Raw genomic sequence first — 17,628 nt, 5'->3', positions numbered from 1 at the left:
TTGTGGTCTGGACCATTCAAGACCCAATCGCGATCACCCGCAATCGGATTCCCGGACCCCGTCGGTCAGGCACCGAACGCGAACGCCAGCGCGGCGAGCGCGACCAGCATGCTCCCGGCGAAGGCCGAGCCGGCGAGGAGGGCCGCCTCCGCCGCGCGCGAGCCGACGCGGGTCCGGAGGATGAACGTCAGCAGTCCGGCGACGGCCGACAGCAGCACCGCCACGAGCAGCCACACCAGCCGCACTCCCACGGCCGGGCCGCAGTGATCGCGGTCGGCATCGTGAGCCTGCTGGCCGTCGTCACCCTGCGCCGGGACGCCGGCGGTGCGGGCGGTGCCGGTGGTGCGGGCGGTGCGGACGCCGCCGCCCTGAGCGCGGTCGCCGACGCCCTGGTCGCGGTCCACGACCGGACGTTCCTGCTCGGGCCCAACGTCGTTCTCGGCGCCAACTCACTGGCCCTGGCGTACCTGATGTACCGCTCGCGGCTGGTGCCGCGCCCCGTCGCCGTGCTGGGGCTGGCCGGCGGGTCGCTGATCTGCGCCTCGGCGGTGGCGGTGCTGTTCGGCCTCTACCCGCAGGTGTCCACGGCCGGGTCGCTCGCGGCGCTGCCGGTCTTCGCCTGGGAGGTCACGCTGGCCCTGCGGCTCATCGTGACGGGCTTCAGCCCCACGAGCGCGTTCGCCCGGGCGAGTTGAGAGCCGTGCGGCCCCCTGCCGGTCAGCCGGCCCTGCCCGTTCCGGGGAGCTCCGGGCGGACGAGCGCCCGCGCGAACGGCTCGCCGCTCCTGCGCGCGTAGGTCATCCGCTCGCGCACCTCGTGGAGGGTGCGGGGCCGGTAACCGGGGCCGCCGCAGCAGCTCTTGTGGAAGCGGACGCCCGCGTGCAGGAGCACCCCGAGCGTCCGCCAGCCGGCGGTGTCACGCCGGCGCGGAGCGGCGAACGCGGAGCCGGCGTGGACCAGCGGTCCGGCGCAGCGCGGGCAGCGCCGGGCGCGGTCGCGGTCGTAGGGCTGCTTGTACGAGGCCCGGCAGGGCAGGCAGACGTAGGAGGTCTTCGCGTGGGCCATGCCGTCAGCGTAGGGCCGGCCGAGGTGGCGCTCGACCGGTTTTCCGCGCCGTTCGCGGGACGGGCCGCCCACCGCGGCGGCCGCTACGCGTTCACGCGCGCGACCTGCCGCGCCGTCGGCCGCCGGTCCTGGAACGGGCAGGCGAGCTGTTCCTGGATGGCGTCGGAGAGCAGGTCCTCCCGCCCCTTGAGCGCGTCCGCCACCTCCTGGTCGACGGGGAAGACCAGCTCCGCCGCGACGTTGTCCTGCACGATCCGGGCGAGGTTGTCGAGGGCCGTGAGGACCGGGTCGGCGGGCGGCTCGGCCGTGGACACGTCGAGCAGGTGCGTCGCCGCGTCGGCGGGGTTCATGAACTGCTTGATGATGATGGTGTTCTGGTTGAGGACGGAGGTGGTCCAGATCGAGAGGACGACGACGTAGAGGTTCCTCCACTGCTCCTCCCCCACCCGGTGCCGCCACCGCCGCATGATCGCCTCCACGCCGGCGATCTGGGCCTTGGCCGCGTGGAACATGTTGGTCCGGACGTCGCGGTACACGCCGCCGGAGAACTCGGTGAACGACTCGATGCCGAACGACCCGCGCTCCACGGACTCCTCGACGAAGCGCAGCCCCGCGTCGAGGATGCGCCGTGACGACGCCTCCAGGTCGTCCGGCAGGCCGGCCGCGTCGAGCTGCCGGCGGGCGGTGTCGAGGGTGGCCGCGAAGTCCTGCAGCGGGCGGACCCAGCCGCGCCCCTCGGAGCCCTTGAGGTACGGCGCGAGGACGGAGAACAGGCCGAGCGGGACGTGCGCGACGGACTTCGCCAGCTCGAACACCTCCGGCACGGGGTGCAGGGTCTCCCGCGCCCCTTCGTGGACGAGGGTGTACCGGCCGCCCTGGGAGTCGTTCTGGACGACGATGACGGGGCTGAGGTGATCGATCAACTCGGCCTTGAGCGCGGCGTAGTTCCGTCGCATGTCGGCGTTGACCGCGAGGAGGGCGTCGCGCGCCCGCCGCGTCGGGTCGGACCGGAAGGCGACCATGTGCAGGTCGTGCGGGTCGACGTCCCCGGCGTGGTCGTCCGGGGCCTGGCTGTTCTGCGGGACGCGCATCGTGCTCCTCGGTGCCGGGGAAAGGGTGGCCGCCTCCCACCCTGGGTGTCCCGACGTCCCGGCCGACAGGGCTCCCGGTCCCGTTGGCGCCGCCCCTCCGCTCCGGGACACCCCGCCGGAGGGTTCCGCACGACACCGCCGAGCCCCCTCGGGGGCCTTCCTCCGGTCCGGAGACGTGCGGAACTGTGCTAGACCTGGGGGTAATCGAAGGGGCCCACGTGCACCAGCTCAACCTCGGAGTCATGGCACAGTCGCGTAAAGAGAACGAGCGCCGACTGCCGATTCACCCCTCACACTTCGAGCGGATCGACCCCGACCTCCAGGGGCGCATCTTCCTTGAACACGGCTATGCCGAAGGTTTCGGCGTACCGGACGAACAACTGGCGCCCTTGGTCGCCGGCTTCCGCTCGCGGGAGCAACTGCTCGCCGAATGCGACGTCATCCTGCTGGCCAAGCCGCAGGCGGCGGAACTCCTGGAGTTCCGCGAAGGGCAGGTCCTCTGGGGCTGGCCTCACTGCGTCCAGGACGAGGAGCTCACCCAGATCGCGATCGACCGCCGACTGACCCTGATCGCCTTCGAGGCGATGAACCACTGGACCGACGACGGCTCGTTCAACCTGCACGTCTTCCACAAGAACAACGAGCTGGCCGGGTACTCCTCGGTGCTGCACGCCCTCCAGCTCACCGGCTCGACCGGTGACTACGGCCGCCGCCTCCGGGCCGCGGTCCTGGGCTTCGGCGCGACGGCCCGGGGCGCGGTGACGGCGCTCAGCGCGCTCGGCGTGCACGACGTCGACGTGCTCACCCAGCGCGGGGTGACGGCGGTCAGCTCACCGATCCACTCCACGCGGATCGTGCGGTTCGACCGCGACGAGAACGACGCCCGGCGCAGCTACGCGCTGTCCGAGGACGGCCGGGTGCCGCTGGCGGGGTTCCTCGCCGAGCACGACATCATCGTCAACTGCGTTCTGCAGGACACCGCGGCTCCGCTGACCTTCCTCGACGAGGAGGATCTTCGGCTTCTCGCGCCCGGCACCCTCATCATCGACGTGTCCTGCGACGAGGGGATGGGCTTCAGCTGGGCCCGCCCCACGTCCTTCACCGAGCCGACGTTCCAGGTCGGCGACAACATCCGCTACTACGGCGTCGACCACAGCCCGTCCTACCTGTGGAACTCGGCGACCTGGGAGAACAGCGAGGCGCTGCTGCCCTTCCTGCGCGCGGTGCTCACCGGCCCGGGGACGTGGACGTCCGACGAGACCCTGCGGCGCGCGATCGAGATCCGCGACGGCGTCGTCCAGAACCCGAGCATCCTGTCCTTCCAACACCGCTCGCCGGACTATCCGCACCGCCCCCTGGAGCTGCCGGCCGCAGCCTGACGCCGACTCGCCCGCGCCGGCGCCCGCGCCCTCGTCGGCGTCGGCGTCGGCGTCGGCGGCCGGGAACCGACCGGCCCGTCCGAGGCCTGGCAGTCCTTCATCCAGGCATCAGGACCGGCGAATTCGACACCCTCCGGGCGTCGTCAACCGGCCGGCCCCGGAGGGCGTGTCCTCCGGGGCCGGCCGTCACCTTCCCACCCGCGCTACCCCAGGATGACCAGCTTGCTCAGCGCCAGGCCGATCCGGTCGACGGCCTCGCAGACCTCCTCGGGCTGCCGGGCCGTGAAACAGAGCCGGAAGAACCCCGGGGCGGGGCTGTGCATCGTGCCGCCGGGGAGGAGGGAGACCCCGGTGGGAGGTGCGGCGAGGTAGTTGAAGAGCCACAGCTCGTCCTGGTCCAGCCCGATGCCGGCCGCGATCGGCAGCGGGGCGGCGGCGTACGAACCCTCGGGCGGGCGCTTGCCGAGGTACTCCTGGAGGTCGAGCCAGAAGAACTGGGCCGGGTTGTCGCCCTCCAGGTGCACGAACCCGATGTCGTTGACGGCCAGCCGGTCCTTCACCTTCTCGAAGCTCGCGCTCAGCAGCTCGCGGTAGCGCCGCATCGCGTAGTCGGTGTACAGCTCCGAACCGGCGCCGTTCACCGTGCTCGACAGGAGGGAGCCGATCACGTAGTGCTTGAGCGAGTCGAAGGGCGTGAACCAGGACATCGGGTGCTTCTTCTCCTCGATGCCCTTCGTACCGAGCATCGCCCGCTGCACCGGCCCGTACTTGGACACCACGAATCCCGTCCGGAACCCCGACAGCCCGAAGTCCTTGGCGAACCCCCACACCACGTGGATCCGCTCCGGGTACCTCCGGTAGGCGTCCAGGGCCACCGCGCTGGTGAACGGGATCCGTCCGCCGTCGACCTGCGAGTGACAGTAAATTTCATCAGAAATGATATGAAGATCGGTCTCGTCGATGGCCCAGGCGTAGATCTCCTCCAGCAGCTCCTTGCCGTAGTTGACGCCCAGCGGGTTGTGCGGGTTGGTCAGCACCAGCAGCCGGGGCTGCCGGCCGGTCTGCCGCTCGTGCGCCCGGAACCGCTCCTTGACCAGGTCCAGCGTCAGCCGGAACCGTCCGGGGCCCTCCGTCGGCAGGTCCACCGGGACGCACTTCAGCTTCGGCCGCTGCTCGAACGACCAGTTGAACCCCTGCCAGTACGGCGCCGGGATCAGCACCGCGTCCCCCTCGACCAGCGGCGGCGGGCCGGGCTCGCCGATCCTCGGCGGATCCTGGAGCGCGAAGGCGAGGCACTCCAGCGCCGAGGCGACGCCCGCCGTCCCGAACACGTCCCCGTCCGCCACGTGGGCGCCCCAGGCCTTGGTGAGCAGCGCCGCCACCTGCTTCCGCAGCTCCGGCGTGCCGTAGGCGGACATGTAGTGGATGTACGGCTCCGGCAGCAGGGCGGTGTGGTCGAACACCATCTTCTGCATCGAGTCGTCGTAGACCAGGACGTTCTCCGCGACGGACAGGTCGACGGCGGTGTCGGGCGCCAGGTGTCGGTGGTAGAAGGCGAGCGCCTGCTCGAAGTCGGGGATGCGCGCGAGCAGCTCGGCGGGCTTGTTCAGGCCCGTGGGGGCGGCGGGGGTGTCGGGGGTGGTCATGGCGCGGGGGTTCTCCTCCGGATTCGCCGGGCTCGCCCGCCGGTCACGGGAGGTGGCGAATCCGGCACGGTTCGCATACGGATAGTGCCAGCGCACCACGCCCGGAGAACCCCCGCCAGCGGTCGGCACCCATCCGGCGACGGCCGCCCGGCAGCACCGTCCGCGACCGCCCGGAGCCGGCGGCCCTCCCTGCAGCCGTGGACCGTCACGGAGCCGTGGGACCGCTCCCGATCCGCCGACCGGTCCGGGCCGGGGAGCCGCCCGGCCCGGCGGACCGCGCCGATCGGCGGACCACCGGACGTGCGGGCGGACCCGCAGCCGGGCTCGCGGCCGGGCTCGCGGCCGCGGGGCCGGCGCCCGCGGATGTCAGCCGGACGCCAGCGGCTTGGCCCAGCGGGTCCACTGCGGCTGCGGCCCGTAGCCCGCGGCCTGCCAGGTCCGGTGGCCGAGGGCGTTGTCGTCCAGCACCATCGCGTCCGCCCGGCGCCCGCCGAGGGCCTCGAAACGTGACTCGGCGGCGGCCAGCAGGGCGGCGCCGAGGCCCCGTCGGCGGTGGTCCGGATCGACGGCGAGACGGTAGAGGTGGCAGCGCCAGCCGTCCCAGCCGGCGATCACCGTGCCGACCGGCACAGCAGGATCGTCCTCCCGTACCGCGACGATCAGGCACTCCGGATCGCGGGCGAGCAGCGCGGCGACGCCCGCCGCGTCGTCGGTGATGCTGGTGCCCTTGGCCGCACGGGCCCACAGGGCCAGTACGGCGGGGATCTCGTCGGGGGTGGCGGTGCGCAGCGCGTAGTCGTCGGTCATGGCGCCGTGTCTACCAGGGTGTTCGCGCCTCCGGCCGGGAATTCCGCGGAGCGGGACGGGTCGTGGCGTGCGCGACCGCGACGGGCCCCCGGCGCGGGCGTTCAGCTGCCCGCCAGCGCCCACACGGTGGTGGTCTTCAGTGCCGCGTCCTCCAGGTCCGCGACCACCGGCACCTCGTACGCGGCCAGCGCCGTGAACCGCTCGCGCGGCAGGTAGGCGCGGCCCGGGTCGCCCACGACCACCACCGCGCCGCGGGCCCGGGCGCGCTCCAGGAACGGCAGGAACCGGGACGCCATCGCCCGCTCGTAGAAGACGTCCCCCGCCAGCACCACCTCGGCGGGCGCGCCGTCGCCGTCCAGCAGGTCCTCGACCGCCGCGTCCACCCGGACGCCGTTCTCCTCGGCGTTGATCCCGATCGCGGCGACCGCGTAGGCGTCGATCTCGGCGGCCCGCACCGACCGGGCCCCGCACAGCGCCGCCGCGACCCCGACCAGCCCGGATCCGGCCGCGAGGTCCAGCACCGTCCGCCCGGCCACCAGCTCCGGGTGGTCCAGCACGTACCGGGCGACCCCGACCCCGCCCGCCCAGGCGAACGCCCAGAACGGCGGCGGCAGTCCGCGCTCACCGCGCGCGTCCTCCGTCGTCTCCCAGAGCGCGATGGCGTCCTCCGCCATGTGCAGGCGCACCTCGGGCACGAACGGCACCGGCCGGACGACCGTCTCGCGTCTCACAAACTCCCGGTCCGACGGGGCAGTTGCGGCGGACCCGGCGGCCGGTCGCGTCTCGTTCAGCATGCGTGCAGCATAGAGCCCGTGACCTGGTGCTCCGCCCACCCGACCGATCACCCGACCGCCGACCCGACCGCCGACCCGACCGCCGACCCGGTCACCGACCCGGCAGATCGCCCGGTCGCCCGGTCGCCCATCGTCCCGCCCCGCCCCGCCCGCTGCCGCACCCCGCCCCGCCCCGCCGAGCCCCACCGCACCCCACGGCGGGCCCGGCGGCGGCCACCGGGACCCGCGCCGAGCACGGCCGAAAGTCGCCCCGCTCACCCGCCCGAACCGCCGTGCGCAGCGGGTAGGTTCTCCGCGTGGTCGGCGTGCGGCCGGCCGGAGACGGGGGCAACGGTGTCGGACAAGGCGCTCACGGGCAAGGCGGCGGTCGTCACGGGCGGCTCGCGCGGAATCGGACGGGCCGTCGTCGAGCGGCTGGCGGCGGACGGCGCGGACGTCGTGTTCGCGTACGCGAGCAACGAGGCGGCCGCGGCGGAGGTGGTCCGCGCGGTGGAGGCGAACGGTTCCGGCCGGGCGCACGCGATCCGGGTCGACCTGGGCGAGCCCGACGGGGCGGAGCGGCTGATGGTCGAGGCCGAGGAACACCTCGGCGGGCTGGACATCCTCGTCAACAACGCGGCGCCCACCTTCACCCGGACACCGCTCGCCGAGACCGGGACGGCCGACTTCGACGCCGTCCTGGCCGTCACCGCGCGCGCCGTCTTCCTGACCCTGCGCCACGCCGCCCGGCGGATGCGCGACGGCGGGCGGATCGTCAACATCTCCACCCTGAACACCCGCCGCCCCACCGACGGCATCAGCGCGTACCTCGCCGGCAAGGGCGCCGTCGAACAGCTCACGGCCGCCGCCGCGCTCGAACTCGGCCCGCGCGGCATCACCGCCAACACCGTCTCCCCCGGTCCGGTCGAGACCGACCTGCTGCGCGCCGTCAACCCGCCGCAGGCGCTGGAGGTCGTGGCCGGGCTGACGCCGCTGCGGCGGCTCGGGCAGCCGTCGGACATCGCGGACGTGGTGGCCTTCCTGGTCGGGCCGGACGGGCGGTGGATCTCCGGGCAGAACCTGGGCGCCACCGGCGGACTGGGCTGACGCGGGCAGGGGCGCGGGCAGGGGCGGGGACAAGGGCGGAGGCGGGGCGGGGACGGTCCGGAACGGCCCCGGCGGCCGGGGTTCCGACCGGCCGTGACCGGCCGGCGGCGGCCGGTCGGGCGCCCCGTGAGGTGTCGGGTGCAACCCGGATCACGCACCGCCACCCGATGCGTACCATTTCGATACCGAAGCCTGGGTGAGCTGCGAAGATGCTCGCCGGGCAGGCCCGGGCCCGGGTAGCATCCGGCACATGCCATCCGGCCCGGTGCAGGCGGCTCAGCGCCGCCGTGCCGTTCTGCCGGGCGGCGGACTCTCGCGGGCCGTTCGGTGGTGCCCGCGTACTCGGTACGCGCGCCAGGGCAGTCGCGCGAACGGCGAAGGGCAGCGTCTTGGCGGATCGACTCACCGGTGGCGACTCCTCACTACTGCGGCGGATCAACGCGGCGGTGACCCTCCGGGCGCTACGCGCCGGCCACGCCGTGACCCTCACTCAGCTGGTCGGCGACACCGGGCTCTCCCGGCCGACGGTCGAGGGCGTGATCGAGGGGCTGGTGGAGACCGGACTGGTCGCCGAGGTGGAGCAGCCGCAGAACGGCGGCCAGACCGGCGGCGGCCGGCGCGGGAGACCCGCCCGCTGGTTCAGGTTCCGCGCCGAGGCCGGGCACATCCTCGGCATCGAGATCGGCGTCCACGACATCCGGATCATCCTCGCCGACCTCACCGGCGAGGTCGTCGGCAGCCACTTCCGGCCGGTCGAGGAGACCCTCGACGCGGAGGAGCGGCTCACCAGCGTCCGGTCGGTGGTCGCCGAGGTGCTGCGCAAGGCCGGCGTCTCCCGGGACAACCTGTGGGCGGTCGGCGTCGGCACCCCCGGCATCGTCGACCGTGACGGCACCGTCCAGCTCGGCACCGCCATGCCCGGCTGGACCGGCCTCGACCTCGGCGCCCGCCTGCGGCGTTCCTTCCGCTGCCCGGTGATGATCGAGAACGACGCCAACCTCGCCGCCATCGCCGAGCACTGGCAGGGCGCGGCGGTCGGCGCCGACGACGTGGTCTTCGTGATGGCCGGTCTCAGTCCCGGTGCCGGTTCCCTCATCAACGGCCGGCTGCACCGGGGCTACGGCGGCGCGGCGGGTGAGATCGGCGCCCTGCACCTGCTGGGCCAGGAGGTCACGCCCGAGCGCCTCCTCTCGACCACCGGCAAGCCGCTCAACCCGCTCGACGAGGCGGCCGTCGCCCGTGTCCTCAAGCTCGCCCGGGAGGGCGACGAGGTCGCGCAGGTCGCCATGGACCGCTTCCTCACCCGTCTCGTCCAGAGCGTCGCCGCCCTCGTGCTGGCCATCGACCCGCAGCTGGTCGTGGTCGGCGGCTGGGCGGCCGGCCTCGACGGCGTCCTGGACCCGCTGCGCGAGCGGCTCGCCCAGTTCACGCTGCGCGCGCCCGAGGTGGCGCTGGCCGCGCTCGGCTCGGAGGTCGTCGCGATGGGCGCCCTGCGGGTGGCCCTCGACCAGGTCGAGGAGCAGCTCTTCGCCGTCAACCCCCCGACGGCGGACCAGACGGCCCCCGCCCGGGCCTGAACACCGGAGCGGCGGAACGGCGGAGCGCCTGAGCAGCGGAACGGCGGCCGACGGGAGGAGTCCCGTCGGCCGCCGCCGCGCCTCGCGAAGGCGACGCCCCGGCCGGGTCGCCACCGATCCTTCCCTACCAGTGCGAGTTCACGGCCCCACCCCAGGATCGCCGGACGCTTGGGTTGCACAGAGATCGTTCGGAACCCACCGACCCTTGCGTCACAAGCCCAGGGGCGGCCCCGAACGGTTGCCCCTCGTTCAGGAACCCGTGCTGGACCCCGGATCGGCGCCGGACGTGCGGCCCGCGGGGAGCGCGCAGCGGCCTGCGGGGAGCGCGTCACGGCAGGCCCCGGAGGCGGGTGCACCGCGTCCCGTCGCACCACCGGCCGGGTGCACCGCACGGGAACGGCCCAGGCCCGGACGCCTGTGGGAGCGTCCGGGCCTGGGCCTGAGGGTGTTTCCGGGAGTGGATCAGGAGGCGGCGGCACCGACCGGGGTCGCGCCGACCGGGGTGACCTCGACGAGGCCGGTCTCGCCGAAGGTGAGCTTGCAGGTGTCGGCCCGGTAGGTGGAGACCGCGAGCGCGACCAGGCGGCCGGCCGCCGCGTACTGGGTGGTCATCACCAGGACCGGAGAGCCGGGCGGGCGCTCCAGGAGCGCGGCCTCGTCGGCCTCGGCGACGCCCAGCTCGACCGAGCGGGACTCGCCGTCGACCTCCAGCCGCTCCAGCTGGCGCAGCACGGAGCGGGCGCGGTCGCTCTCGGCCCGGAAGCCGGGCAGGTGCGGCAGCGCGGCGGCGGGCACGTGCAGCGACTCGCTCGCCATGCTCTGGCCCTGGACGAGGCGGACCCGGCGGACGGTGTGGACGGTGGCGCCCTCGTGCACACCGAGCGCCTTGGCCAGCCGGGCGGTGGCCGGGGCGGTGGTGCAGTCGACCGTGCGCCAGGCGTGGCTGCGGGCGGCGCCGGGCCAGCCCTCTTCCTGCCGGTTGACCGGGACGCCGACCCGGGGGGCGGCGATCAGGGTGCCGATGCCGCGGCGGCGGACCAGGCGGCCCTCCAGCTCCAGCTGGTCGAGCGCCTGCCGCAGGGTGGCGCGGGCGACACCGAAGCGGGCCGCGAGCTCGCGCTCGTTGGGGAGGATCTGGCCGGTGGAGAACTCCGTGTCGATGGCGCGGAGCAGCACCGTGCGCAGGTGCCAGTACTTCGGTTCCGGTACCGCCGTGAGCTGTCCTGTCGTCCCCACCGTGTCCTCCACCCTGTTTCTTCCGCCCTGCCGAAAGAGGGCGGATCCGGCCCGCTGTCCGCTGTTGCGGCAGGTGGGAGAGCGGGCTTTTTCCGTCCTTCTTTATTAAAGGTCCTTGCAGTAAGTGACACTAGGGGCTGGCCCGGGAGATGGTCAAGACCAATGGCGACGCCCGGTCGGGTTCCCGCACAGTTTCATGTTGCGTTCACGACAGCTCCGCAAGCGGACGCGTCGGACGTCGGCCCCGCACCGGCCGATCGGTAGGCTGCCCGGGTGATCGTGGTGACGAGTGTGAACGTGAACGGAATCCGGGCTGCGGCCAAGAAGGGCTTCATCGAGTGGCTGGCCGCCACCGAGGCGGACGTGATCTGCCTGCAGGAGGTGCGCTCCGAGGCCGGGCAGCTGCCGGTCGAGCTGCGCGACCTCGACGGCTGGCACGCGGTGTGGGCCCCGTCCGCCGTCAAGGGCCGGGCGGGCGTCGCGGTGCTCTCCCGGCAGGAGCCGAGCCGCACGGTGGTCGGCTTCGAATCCGCCGAATTCGACAATTCGGGCAGATATCTGGAAATCGACCTCCCCGGCCTGACCGTGGCCAGCCTCTACCTCCCCTCCGGCGAGGTCGGCACCGAACGCCAGGAGGAGAAGGAACGCTTCATGGCGGAGTTCCTCACCCACCTCGGCAAGCTCCGCACCCGCGCCGCGGCCGACGGCCGGGAGGTCGTGGTCTGCGGCGACTGGAACATCGCCCACCGCCCCGAGGACCTCAAGAACTGGAAGGCCAACCAGAAGTCCGCCGGCTTCCTCCCCGAGGAGCGCGCCTGGCTCTCCCGCGTCTACGACGAGGCCGGCTACGTCGACGTGGTCCGCCGCCTCCACCCCGACCGCACCGGCCCCTACACCTGGTGGTCCTACCGCGGCCGCGCCTTCGACAACGACTCGGGGTGGAGGATCGACCTCCAGGTCGCCACCCCGGCCCTGGCCGCCAAGGCCGTCGAGGCCTACGTCGAACGCGCCGACACCCACGCCGAGCGGTGGAGCGACCACGCACCGGTGACCGTGGTCTTTGACCTCGACCAACTCCCCTAGCACTTACCGGAGTTCGGGCAATCGACTTCGGATGCCACGGTCGTCGCTCGACATGCCCAGGGCGACGACCGCAGCTGCCAGGAACCCGCAAACGGACGGCGCGGCGATTGGCGCGTTCCGAGTGACAGTCAGAAACCGTCCAGGAAACGCCTCGGTTTGTGAAAGAGCCAAGGTCTCTCGGCGCAGGTCCGAGGTCGCGGCCGGCCGCCCGTTCGGCCGCCTCCGCCGAACACGGCAGCTCCTCGCCGCGGGCGAGTGCCGCGGCCGTGTCATCGCCATCCGGACGGTCCGGCGCGAAGCGCCCCGCCCGCGCACGCGAACGCCCGGCCGGGAGAGCCCGGCCGGGCGCCGGTCGCGGTGCTCCGTGGATCAGAACCGGGTGGTGACGGTGACGCCGCTGAAGTCGGTGGCGGCGTACAGGCCGAGGTAGCGGTAGCCCGCCGTGGGGTTGGTGACGGTGATGGAGTGGGTGGTGCCGGCCGCCGTGGAGGCGGCGGTGTAGGCCTTCGGCGACGCCCAGGTGTCCGCGTTGTAGTACAGGTACGCCTGACCGGTGCCGCCGAAGGTGTCGACCTTCAGTGTGGTGGTCCCGGCCGGCAGGTAGACGTACAGGTAGTCGGTGCTGCCGGCGGTCGCCGAGCGGCCGGTCCGGACGCAGTTGCGACCCATCGCGTCGGCGCGCTGCTCGGGGCAGGCCGGCAGGCCGAGGGCGGTCGTGGTGACCGCGCCCTGTGTGGTGCCGATCCGGCCGGTGTCGTCGGTGGTGGTCAGCGCGACGGTGTACAGGCCGGGCGCGCCGTAGGTGTGGCTCGGGCTGCGCTCGTCCGAGTAGGTGCCGTCGCCGAAGTCCCAGTGCCAGCCGGTGATCCGGCCCGGGCCGGTCTGCACGGAGCGCTCGTTCAGGCTGACGGTCGCGCCGTTCACCGTGGTGTCGAACAGCGAGGTCGGACCGGTCGCGTAGCAGCCGCCGGCGACGCAGGCGTCGAGCCAGGCGTCGAAGTCGGCGTCGTACGAGGTGCCGAGGCTGTTGTAGACCGCGTAGCCACCGGGGTAGTCACCGGCGCGGAAGCGCTCCAGCATGGACTGGACGTCGGCCGGATGCCTCTCCAGCATGTACCGGACGGCCAGGTAGCCCCACGGGTAGATGCGGGTCGAGTCCGAGTTGGCGTAGGTGTTCTGGAAGAGCGTGCTGAGCTTGTAGGTGTGCTTGGCCGCCTGGTTCATCGCGTCGACGTCGGTGGCGCCGCGGTGGCTGTACGAGACGTACTCGGCGAGGCCCTCGACCCACCACTTGTTCGGGACGGACGACTGGGTGTCGAAGTTGCCCTTCAGGTTGTAGATGCCGTCGAGGTAGTGGGTGTACTCGTGGTTGAGGTTCCACACCCGGGCGGGGTCGTTGACGTTCCAGGCCTTCTGGTACATCAGGGTCACGGCCCGCTTGTTCGGGTCGGTGGGGTCCATGAGGGTCACGCCGCCGTTGTCGGTGCTGTTGCCGAAGATCGCCCACGAGTAGGTGGTGTAGTCGGCCTTGTTGGCGAAGATCCCGAAGGTGACGGTCTTGGCGTACTGGTTCGGGATGGCCCCGCTGTCCTTGGACACGCTGTGGAAGAGCGCGTCCTGCTTGCGCAGGCTCTCGCAGACGGTGGCCAGTTCGGCGGCCGACAGGGACTGGGCCTGGAGGATGCGGTTGTCGCAGACCAGTTGGTTCGGCAGGATCACCGAGACGAGCTTGTTGCGCAGGTCGCAGATGCCGTAGTACGAGCACTGGCTGTAGTTGAAGCGCTCGGCCTGGCGGGCCGTGTACAGGTACAGCGTCCCGAAGGGCGAGAGCAGCGGCGCGGAGTCCAGCACCTTCTTGACCAGCGGCTTGGCCACGGCCTCGGCGGCGGGGCTGGTCCCGGCGAACCTGGCCAGGTCGTTGCCCGCGTTGGTGTCGAGGACGGTGTGGGGCCCGCTGAGCAGGTCCCGGTGGTTGATCGCGAAGTCGGCGAGCGAGTTGATGAGGCTCGGGTCGTCCGCGAGCGCCTGGACGAAGTCCTTGTTCCGGTAGCCTTCCCAGAGCGGGTAGAACAGCACGGAGTTGACCGCGCTGCGCATCTGCGGGAACTGGTTGTACGTGTTGTCGTACTCGTCCAGGATCCGCTTGTAGACGCCCAGGTAGTGGGCCTGGACGTTGGCGCTGTCGGTGAGCCACACCACCTCCTTGAGGATGCGGCCGTTGTTCTCGCTGACGTCGCGCCAGCGGGTGCCCGCGAAGAGGGTGTCCAGGGCGGTCGTGACGGCGTCGGTGAGCGCGGGGGTGTACGCGCCCGCCGCAACGGGGTGCCAGAACTGGATGTAGTAGCCCACCTGCAGGTACTTCACCAGCTGCGCGATGCCGGTCGTGTTGTCACCGGGGTAGGTCGCCGCCACGTCCTTGAGGGCGGCCGCGACGGACAGCATCCGGGCCTGGTTGAAGATGCTCGGGTCGGCGGCGGCGCTCTGGTACAGCGAGTTGATGCACTCCGGGGTCGAGCTCTTGATGAAGGCGACCAGGTCGGCCCCGGTGAGGGCCGCGAAGTCGGCCGGGGTGCAGCTCTGTACGGCGAGGGACTTGAACTGGGCGGGGGCGGCCGCGTCGGCCGGCTCCTCCAGCAGGCGCGTCGCGCCGATCAGCGCGGGGGGCAGCGGGGCGGCGGGCTCGCCGGGTTCCTCGGAGCCCGTCGTCGTGGTCGGAGCCGGCGGGGCGGCGGGGCCGACCGGGCCGGCCGAGGCGGTCGTCGTGGCCGGAGCCGACCCGGTGGTCACGACGGGCGGCGCCGCGATGGCCTGGGCCGGGAGCACGGCGGTGGCCGTGGCGCAACAGGCGACGACGCCTGCCGCGAGCACGGAGAGTCTGGTGCGCAGGAGCACGCCGAATCCTTCGTCGAGTGGGGGCAGCCCGACGTGGGGTCGGGCTGAAGGAAGGAGATTTGGCGTGGATCCTGTCATCGACCGATGAACAGAACAATGTCACAGGTTATATTGCATGAGATTTTCGGCCATCTCGCGGCTCGCCCCCTCCGAGCGGCTGACCTGCGATGTTCCCGGCCTGAGCGGCTCGGCATAGGGAGCCGAAGGGACATCGGGCCATGATCCGGACGGCCACACAAGGCCGACGGACCGCACGGACTGGCCGATCTGCGCCTCAAACGCGGAACGCCCGGCCGGGGAGACCCCGGCCGGGCGTGCACGGCCTGTCACGCGACAGGTCGACGCGTCGGACGGCGCCGAGGTCGTCGGCGCGGGTGTCGTCGGCGCGCGGTCGCGGGTGGTCCCGGTGCCGCCGAGGCAGCCCCGGCCTTCGCCTGCTCCGCCGCTGTGCGGCGGGCACAGGCTCTGGGGCCCCGCCCGGCCCGCCCCGCCCGGCTCGACGGACGGGCCTACCGGTGTTGCCGTGCGTGCAGGCCGTGGAGGAGTTGGTCGATGTGGGTCGCGGCCTGCGCGGGGTCGAGCGGCCGGTGGCCGACCAGGAGGCGGTACCAGAAGAGGCCGAAGAGCTGGTCGGTGACGGCGTCCAGGTCGGCGGTGGGCGGCAGGTCGCCGCGTTGCGCTCCACGCGCCAGGATCGCCGACACGACCGCCCGCCGGCTCTCCACCCAGTCCCGGAAGGGTTCGGCGAAGGCGGGATCGAGTTGGGCCTCGGCCATCAGACCGCGCAGGGTCTGCACCCGGAGGGGGTGTGCGGTGACGCCGTACAGGGCGGTGGCGAAGGCGGTCAGGTCGCCGGCGAGGGACCCGGTGTCGGGTTCGGGCATCCGTTGTTCGACAGCGGCGCGGTAGGCGTCCATGACGAGGGTCGCTCTCGACTTCCACCAGCGGTAGATGGTGCTCTTGGCGACATCGGCGCGGGCGGCGATCCGTTCGACGGTGACGGCCTGGTAGCCGAGTTCCTCGACGAGTTCGATCGCGGCGGCCAGGACGGCGTCGTGGGCTTCCTCGCTGCGGAGCCGGCCGCCGGTGCGGCGGCTCGGGGATGGTCCGGTGGGCACGCGGAACACGCTAGCAGTGTGCTAGGTTCAATCGAAACGCGACGTATCGTTTTTATTTGGGGGAGTGAATCGATCATGAGCGAGATCGTGGTGTCGCACGGCTACGGCGCGAGCGACGACAGCGTCTGGTTCCCGTACCTGACCGAGCGGCTCGCGGCCGCGGGGCACCGGGTCACCGTGCCCCGCCTGCCGCAGACCGAAGCCCCGCAACTCGGGCCCTGGCGCGAGACCTTCGGCGCCGCCGCGCTGGCCGCCGGCCCCGCCGGGTCCACGGTGCTGGTGGGGCACAGCATCGGCGGCGTCAACGTGCTCCGGTTCCTGGAGCAGCACGACCCCGAGGTGAACGGGGTGTTCGCGGGCGTCCTCCTGGTGGCGACCTCGGCCCACGAGGTCGGCTACGACGAACTCGCCCCGTTCTTCGAGGGGGGCTTCGACTGGGAGCGGATCCGTCGCTCCGCCCGCCACTTCCGGGTCCTGCAGGCGATGGACGACCCGGTCAACCAGCCCGACCCGTCCGAGCACGTCCGGCTGCTGGTCGAGGGCCTCGGCGCGACCGCCGTGGTGACGCCGACCGGTGCCCACTTCGGAGCCGCCCCGGACGACCACGTCGAGGTGCCGGAGGCCGTTCGGCTGGTCACCGAACTGCTCGCCGTCTGACCGGACCGACACCGACGAGGAACCGCATCACCCACGGCCCGTGGGGTGCGCCCACCCGGGACGCACCCCACGGGCCGTGCCCGTGTGCCGGGTCCTGCCCGGCTGCCGAGGTACTGCCTCACGCTGGTGCCGACTGCACGGGTGGAAGGGACCGGACACCACCGACCACACGGAACCGACGTGGCTACGTCCGCGACGTCCACCGAGGAGCGGCAGCGGGCGCAGGAGGCACTCTGGTCGCACCGAAACGAATCTGACACGATCTCACCGACATCAGCGCAAGTCGTGGAGCTGTCGAGAAGATTCGAGGAAGACCTTGAAGACCTTACGCAACCGCATACCGCACCTGGTGACGGTCGTCCTGCTGCTCCTGGGGGCGATGACCGGCGCCGCGACACAGGCACAGGCGGCTCCGCGGCAGCCCGCCGCCGGCTGGATCCACTGTTCCAACGAGCCCGTCCCGGCCGGGTGGGTCATCACGGACTCCTACAGCACCGGCATGTGCTCCACCGGTGTCGGATACTACATCGGCGACACGAAGGGGAAGACGAGCATCGGCGCGTGTTCCTTCTCACCCATCCCGGCCGGGTGGATCATCGCGGCCTCGTTCGGCAACTACGCCAACTGTGTCGGCAGCGGCGTCGGGTACAGCCTCAGGAACACCGCCGGCGAGACCAGCCTCGGCGCCTGCTCCTTCACCCCCATCCCGGCCGGGTGGATCATCGCGAACTCGTCCGGCAACTACCCCAACTGCGCCGGTAGCGGCGTCGTGTACAGCCTCAGGAACACCGCCGGCGAGACCAGCCTCGGCGCCTGCTCCTTCACCCCCGTCCCGGCCGGATGGGTCGTCACCGGTTCCTACGGCAGCAGCCCGGCGTGCGCGGGCAGCGGCGTCGTGTACTACCTCATGAACACCGCCAACCAGAACCACCTCCTGGTGTGCCCCTACTCCCCCGTCCCGACCGGCTGGGTCGTCACCGGCACGTCCGGCAGCAGCGCCTGCGTCGCCAGCAGCTACGTCCGCTCCATCAGCCGGGCCTGACCCGACCGGTGCCGCGGTCCCACGGCACGGGTTCCGCCCCGTGCCGTGGGACGGGTGAACCTCCCACCGGGTGGCCGGGCGGTCCCGGGACGGTTCGCCACCCGGCCTCGCTCCACAGCACGGCGCGGGTCTCCTCGACCAGCACCCGCGCCGCG

At 72.4% G+C, this 17,628-nt stretch carries 16 protein-coding genes; 7 read left to right on the top strand and 9 right to left on the bottom strand.

Features of this window, described 5'->3' with window-relative positions; all coding sequences use genetic code 11:
• Nucleotides 1-65: 65 nt before the first annotated feature.
• The gene (locus tag AC067J_RS27160; protein ID WP_478303439.1) at nucleotides 66-236 is read right to left on the bottom strand and encodes a hypothetical protein; all 171 of its coding nucleotides are present in this window, start codon (nucleotides 234-236) and stop codon (nucleotides 66-68) included.
• A gap of 45 nt (nucleotides 237-281) precedes the next feature.
• Here AC067J_RS27160 and AC067J_RS27155 point away from each other — a divergent pair, with 45 nt between their 5' ends.
• Entirely contained in the window at nucleotides 282-695 is a 414-nt protein-coding gene (locus AC067J_RS27155; protein WP_478303438.1) for a DUF4386 domain-containing protein, read from the top strand.
• 22 nt (nucleotides 696-717) lie between these two features.
• On the opposite strand, the gene AC067J_RS27150 is transcribed toward AC067J_RS27155, so the two are convergent.
• Both AC067J_RS27150 and AC067J_RS27145 read right to left on the bottom strand, forming a co-directional pair.
• Complete coding sequence (locus AC067J_RS27150) at nucleotides 718-1,065, bottom strand: deoxyxylulose-5-phosphate synthase (RefSeq protein WP_478303436.1); 348 nt, start codon at nucleotides 1,063-1,065, stop codon at nucleotides 718-720.
• An 83-nt stretch (nucleotides 1,066-1,148) separates the two neighbouring features.
• Nucleotides 1,149-2,156, bottom strand: coding sequence for a hypothetical protein (locus AC067J_RS27145; protein WP_478303434.1), 1,008 nt, complete (start codon nucleotides 2,154-2,156; stop codon nucleotides 1,149-1,151).
• A gap of 218 nt (nucleotides 2,157-2,374) precedes the next feature.
• Here AC067J_RS27145 and AC067J_RS27140 point away from each other — a divergent pair, with 218 nt between their 5' ends.
• A complete protein-coding gene (locus tag AC067J_RS27140; RefSeq protein WP_478303432.1) occupies nucleotides 2,375-3,535 on the top strand; it encodes a N(5)-(carboxyethyl)ornithine synthase in 1,161 nt (386 codons plus the stop codon).
• A gap of 203 nt (nucleotides 3,536-3,738) precedes the next feature.
• On the opposite strand, the gene AC067J_RS27135 is transcribed toward AC067J_RS27140, so the two are convergent.
• The 3 genes from AC067J_RS27135 to AC067J_RS27125 form a co-directional block, all read right to left on the bottom strand.
• On the bottom strand, nucleotides 3,739-5,181 hold the full coding sequence (locus AC067J_RS27135; RefSeq protein ID WP_478303430.1) for a pyridoxal phosphate-dependent aminotransferase: 1,443 nt from the start codon (nucleotides 5,179-5,181) through the stop codon (nucleotides 3,739-3,741).
• 366 nt (nucleotides 5,182-5,547) lie between these two features.
• Entirely contained in the window at nucleotides 5,548-5,988 is a 441-nt protein-coding gene (locus tag AC067J_RS27130; RefSeq protein ID WP_478303428.1) for a GNAT family N-acetyltransferase, read from the bottom strand.
• 101 nt (nucleotides 5,989-6,089) lie between these two features.
• Nucleotides 6,090-6,782: a class I SAM-dependent methyltransferase gene (locus AC067J_RS27125; RefSeq protein WP_478303426.1), complete on the bottom strand. Its 693-nt coding sequence runs from the start codon at nucleotides 6,780-6,782 to the stop codon at nucleotides 6,090-6,092.
• A 333-nt stretch (nucleotides 6,783-7,115) separates the two neighbouring features.
• Between AC067J_RS27125 and AC067J_RS27120 the strand changes: the two genes are divergently transcribed.
• Nucleotides 7,116-7,868: an SDR family oxidoreductase gene (locus AC067J_RS27120; protein WP_478303424.1), complete on the top strand. Its 753-nt coding sequence runs from the start codon at nucleotides 7,116-7,118 to the stop codon at nucleotides 7,866-7,868.
• A 389-nt stretch (nucleotides 7,869-8,257) separates the two neighbouring features.
• Nucleotides 8,258-9,445 carry an ROK family protein gene (locus AC067J_RS27115; protein ID WP_478303423.1) on the top strand — a complete coding sequence of 396 codons (1,188 nt, stop codon included), beginning with the start codon at nucleotides 8,258-8,260 and terminating at the stop codon, nucleotides 9,443-9,445.
• A 462-nt stretch (nucleotides 9,446-9,907) separates the two neighbouring features.
• Here AC067J_RS27115 and AC067J_RS27110 read toward each other — a convergent pair whose 3' ends face one another.
• Nucleotides 9,908-10,681 carry a GntR family transcriptional regulator gene (locus AC067J_RS27110; protein ID WP_478303421.1) on the bottom strand — a complete coding sequence of 258 codons (774 nt, stop codon included), beginning with the start codon at nucleotides 10,679-10,681 and terminating at the stop codon, nucleotides 9,908-9,910.
• Between the two features lie 273 nt (nucleotides 10,682-10,954).
• Between AC067J_RS27110 and AC067J_RS27105 the strand changes: the two genes are divergently transcribed.
• Nucleotides 10,955-11,764: an exodeoxyribonuclease III gene (locus AC067J_RS27105; RefSeq protein WP_478303419.1), complete on the top strand. Its 810-nt coding sequence runs from the start codon at nucleotides 10,955-10,957 to the stop codon at nucleotides 11,762-11,764.
• A gap of 369 nt (nucleotides 11,765-12,133) precedes the next feature.
• Here the strand turns inward: AC067J_RS27105 and AC067J_RS27100 are convergent, their stop codons facing one another.
• The gene (locus tag AC067J_RS27100; RefSeq protein WP_478303417.1) at nucleotides 12,134-14,656 is read right to left on the bottom strand and encodes a collagenase; all 2,523 of its coding nucleotides are present in this window, start codon (nucleotides 14,654-14,656) and stop codon (nucleotides 12,134-12,136) included.
• A gap of 509 nt (nucleotides 14,657-15,165) precedes the next feature.
• Nucleotides 15,166-15,774, bottom strand: a complete 609-nt coding sequence (locus AC067J_RS27095; RefSeq protein WP_478303415.1) for a TetR/AcrR family transcriptional regulator — start codon at nucleotides 15,772-15,774, stop codon at nucleotides 15,166-15,168.
• 75 nt (nucleotides 15,775-15,849) lie between these two features.
• On the opposite strand from AC067J_RS27095, the gene AC067J_RS27090 reads away from it, so the two are divergent.
• Together AC067J_RS27090 and AC067J_RS27085 are read left to right on the top strand one after the other, a co-directional pair.
• On the top strand, nucleotides 15,850-16,431 hold the full coding sequence (locus AC067J_RS27090; protein WP_478303413.1) for an alpha/beta fold hydrolase: 582 nt from the start codon (nucleotides 15,850-15,852) through the stop codon (nucleotides 16,429-16,431).
• A gap of 316 nt (nucleotides 16,432-16,747) precedes the next feature.
• Nucleotides 16,748-17,473 (top strand): hypothetical protein, encoded by a 726-nt coding sequence (locus tag AC067J_RS27085; protein ID WP_478303411.1) that lies wholly within the window; start codon nucleotides 16,748-16,750, stop codon nucleotides 17,471-17,473.
• Nucleotides 17,474-17,628 lie beyond the last annotated feature (155 nt).

This window comes from Kitasatospora sp. NPDC042419 (genome assembly GCF_056437345.1).
Note: the sequence above shows the minus strand (reverse complement) of the source record. Positions and strands in the feature narration are given on the sequence as shown.

What these genes read in the sequence shown, in the direction of transcription:
- AC067J_RS27135 (WP_478303430.1), bottom strand. Translation starts at nt 5,181, where the DNA reads ATGACCACCCCCGACACCCCCGCCGCCCCCACGGGCCTGAACAAGCCC.
- AC067J_RS27145 (WP_478303434.1), bottom strand. Translation starts at nt 2,156, where the DNA reads ATGCGCGTCCCGCAGAACAGCCAGGCCCCGGACGACCACGCCGGGGAC.
- AC067J_RS27150 (WP_478303436.1), bottom strand. Translation starts at nt 1,065, where the DNA reads ATGGCCCACGCGAAGACCTCCTACGTCTGCCTGCCCTGCCGGGCCTCG.
- AC067J_RS27125 (WP_478303426.1), bottom strand. Translation starts at nt 6,782, where the DNA reads ATGCTGAACGAGACGCGACCGGCCGCCGGGTCCGCCGCAACTGCCCCG.
- AC067J_RS27130 (WP_478303428.1), bottom strand. Translation starts at nt 5,988, where the DNA reads ATGACCGACGACTACGCGCTGCGCACCGCCACCCCCGACGAGATCCCC.
- AC067J_RS27090 (WP_478303413.1), top strand. Translation starts at nt 15,850, where the DNA reads ATGAGCGAGATCGTGGTGTCGCACGGCTACGGCGCGAGCGACGACAGC.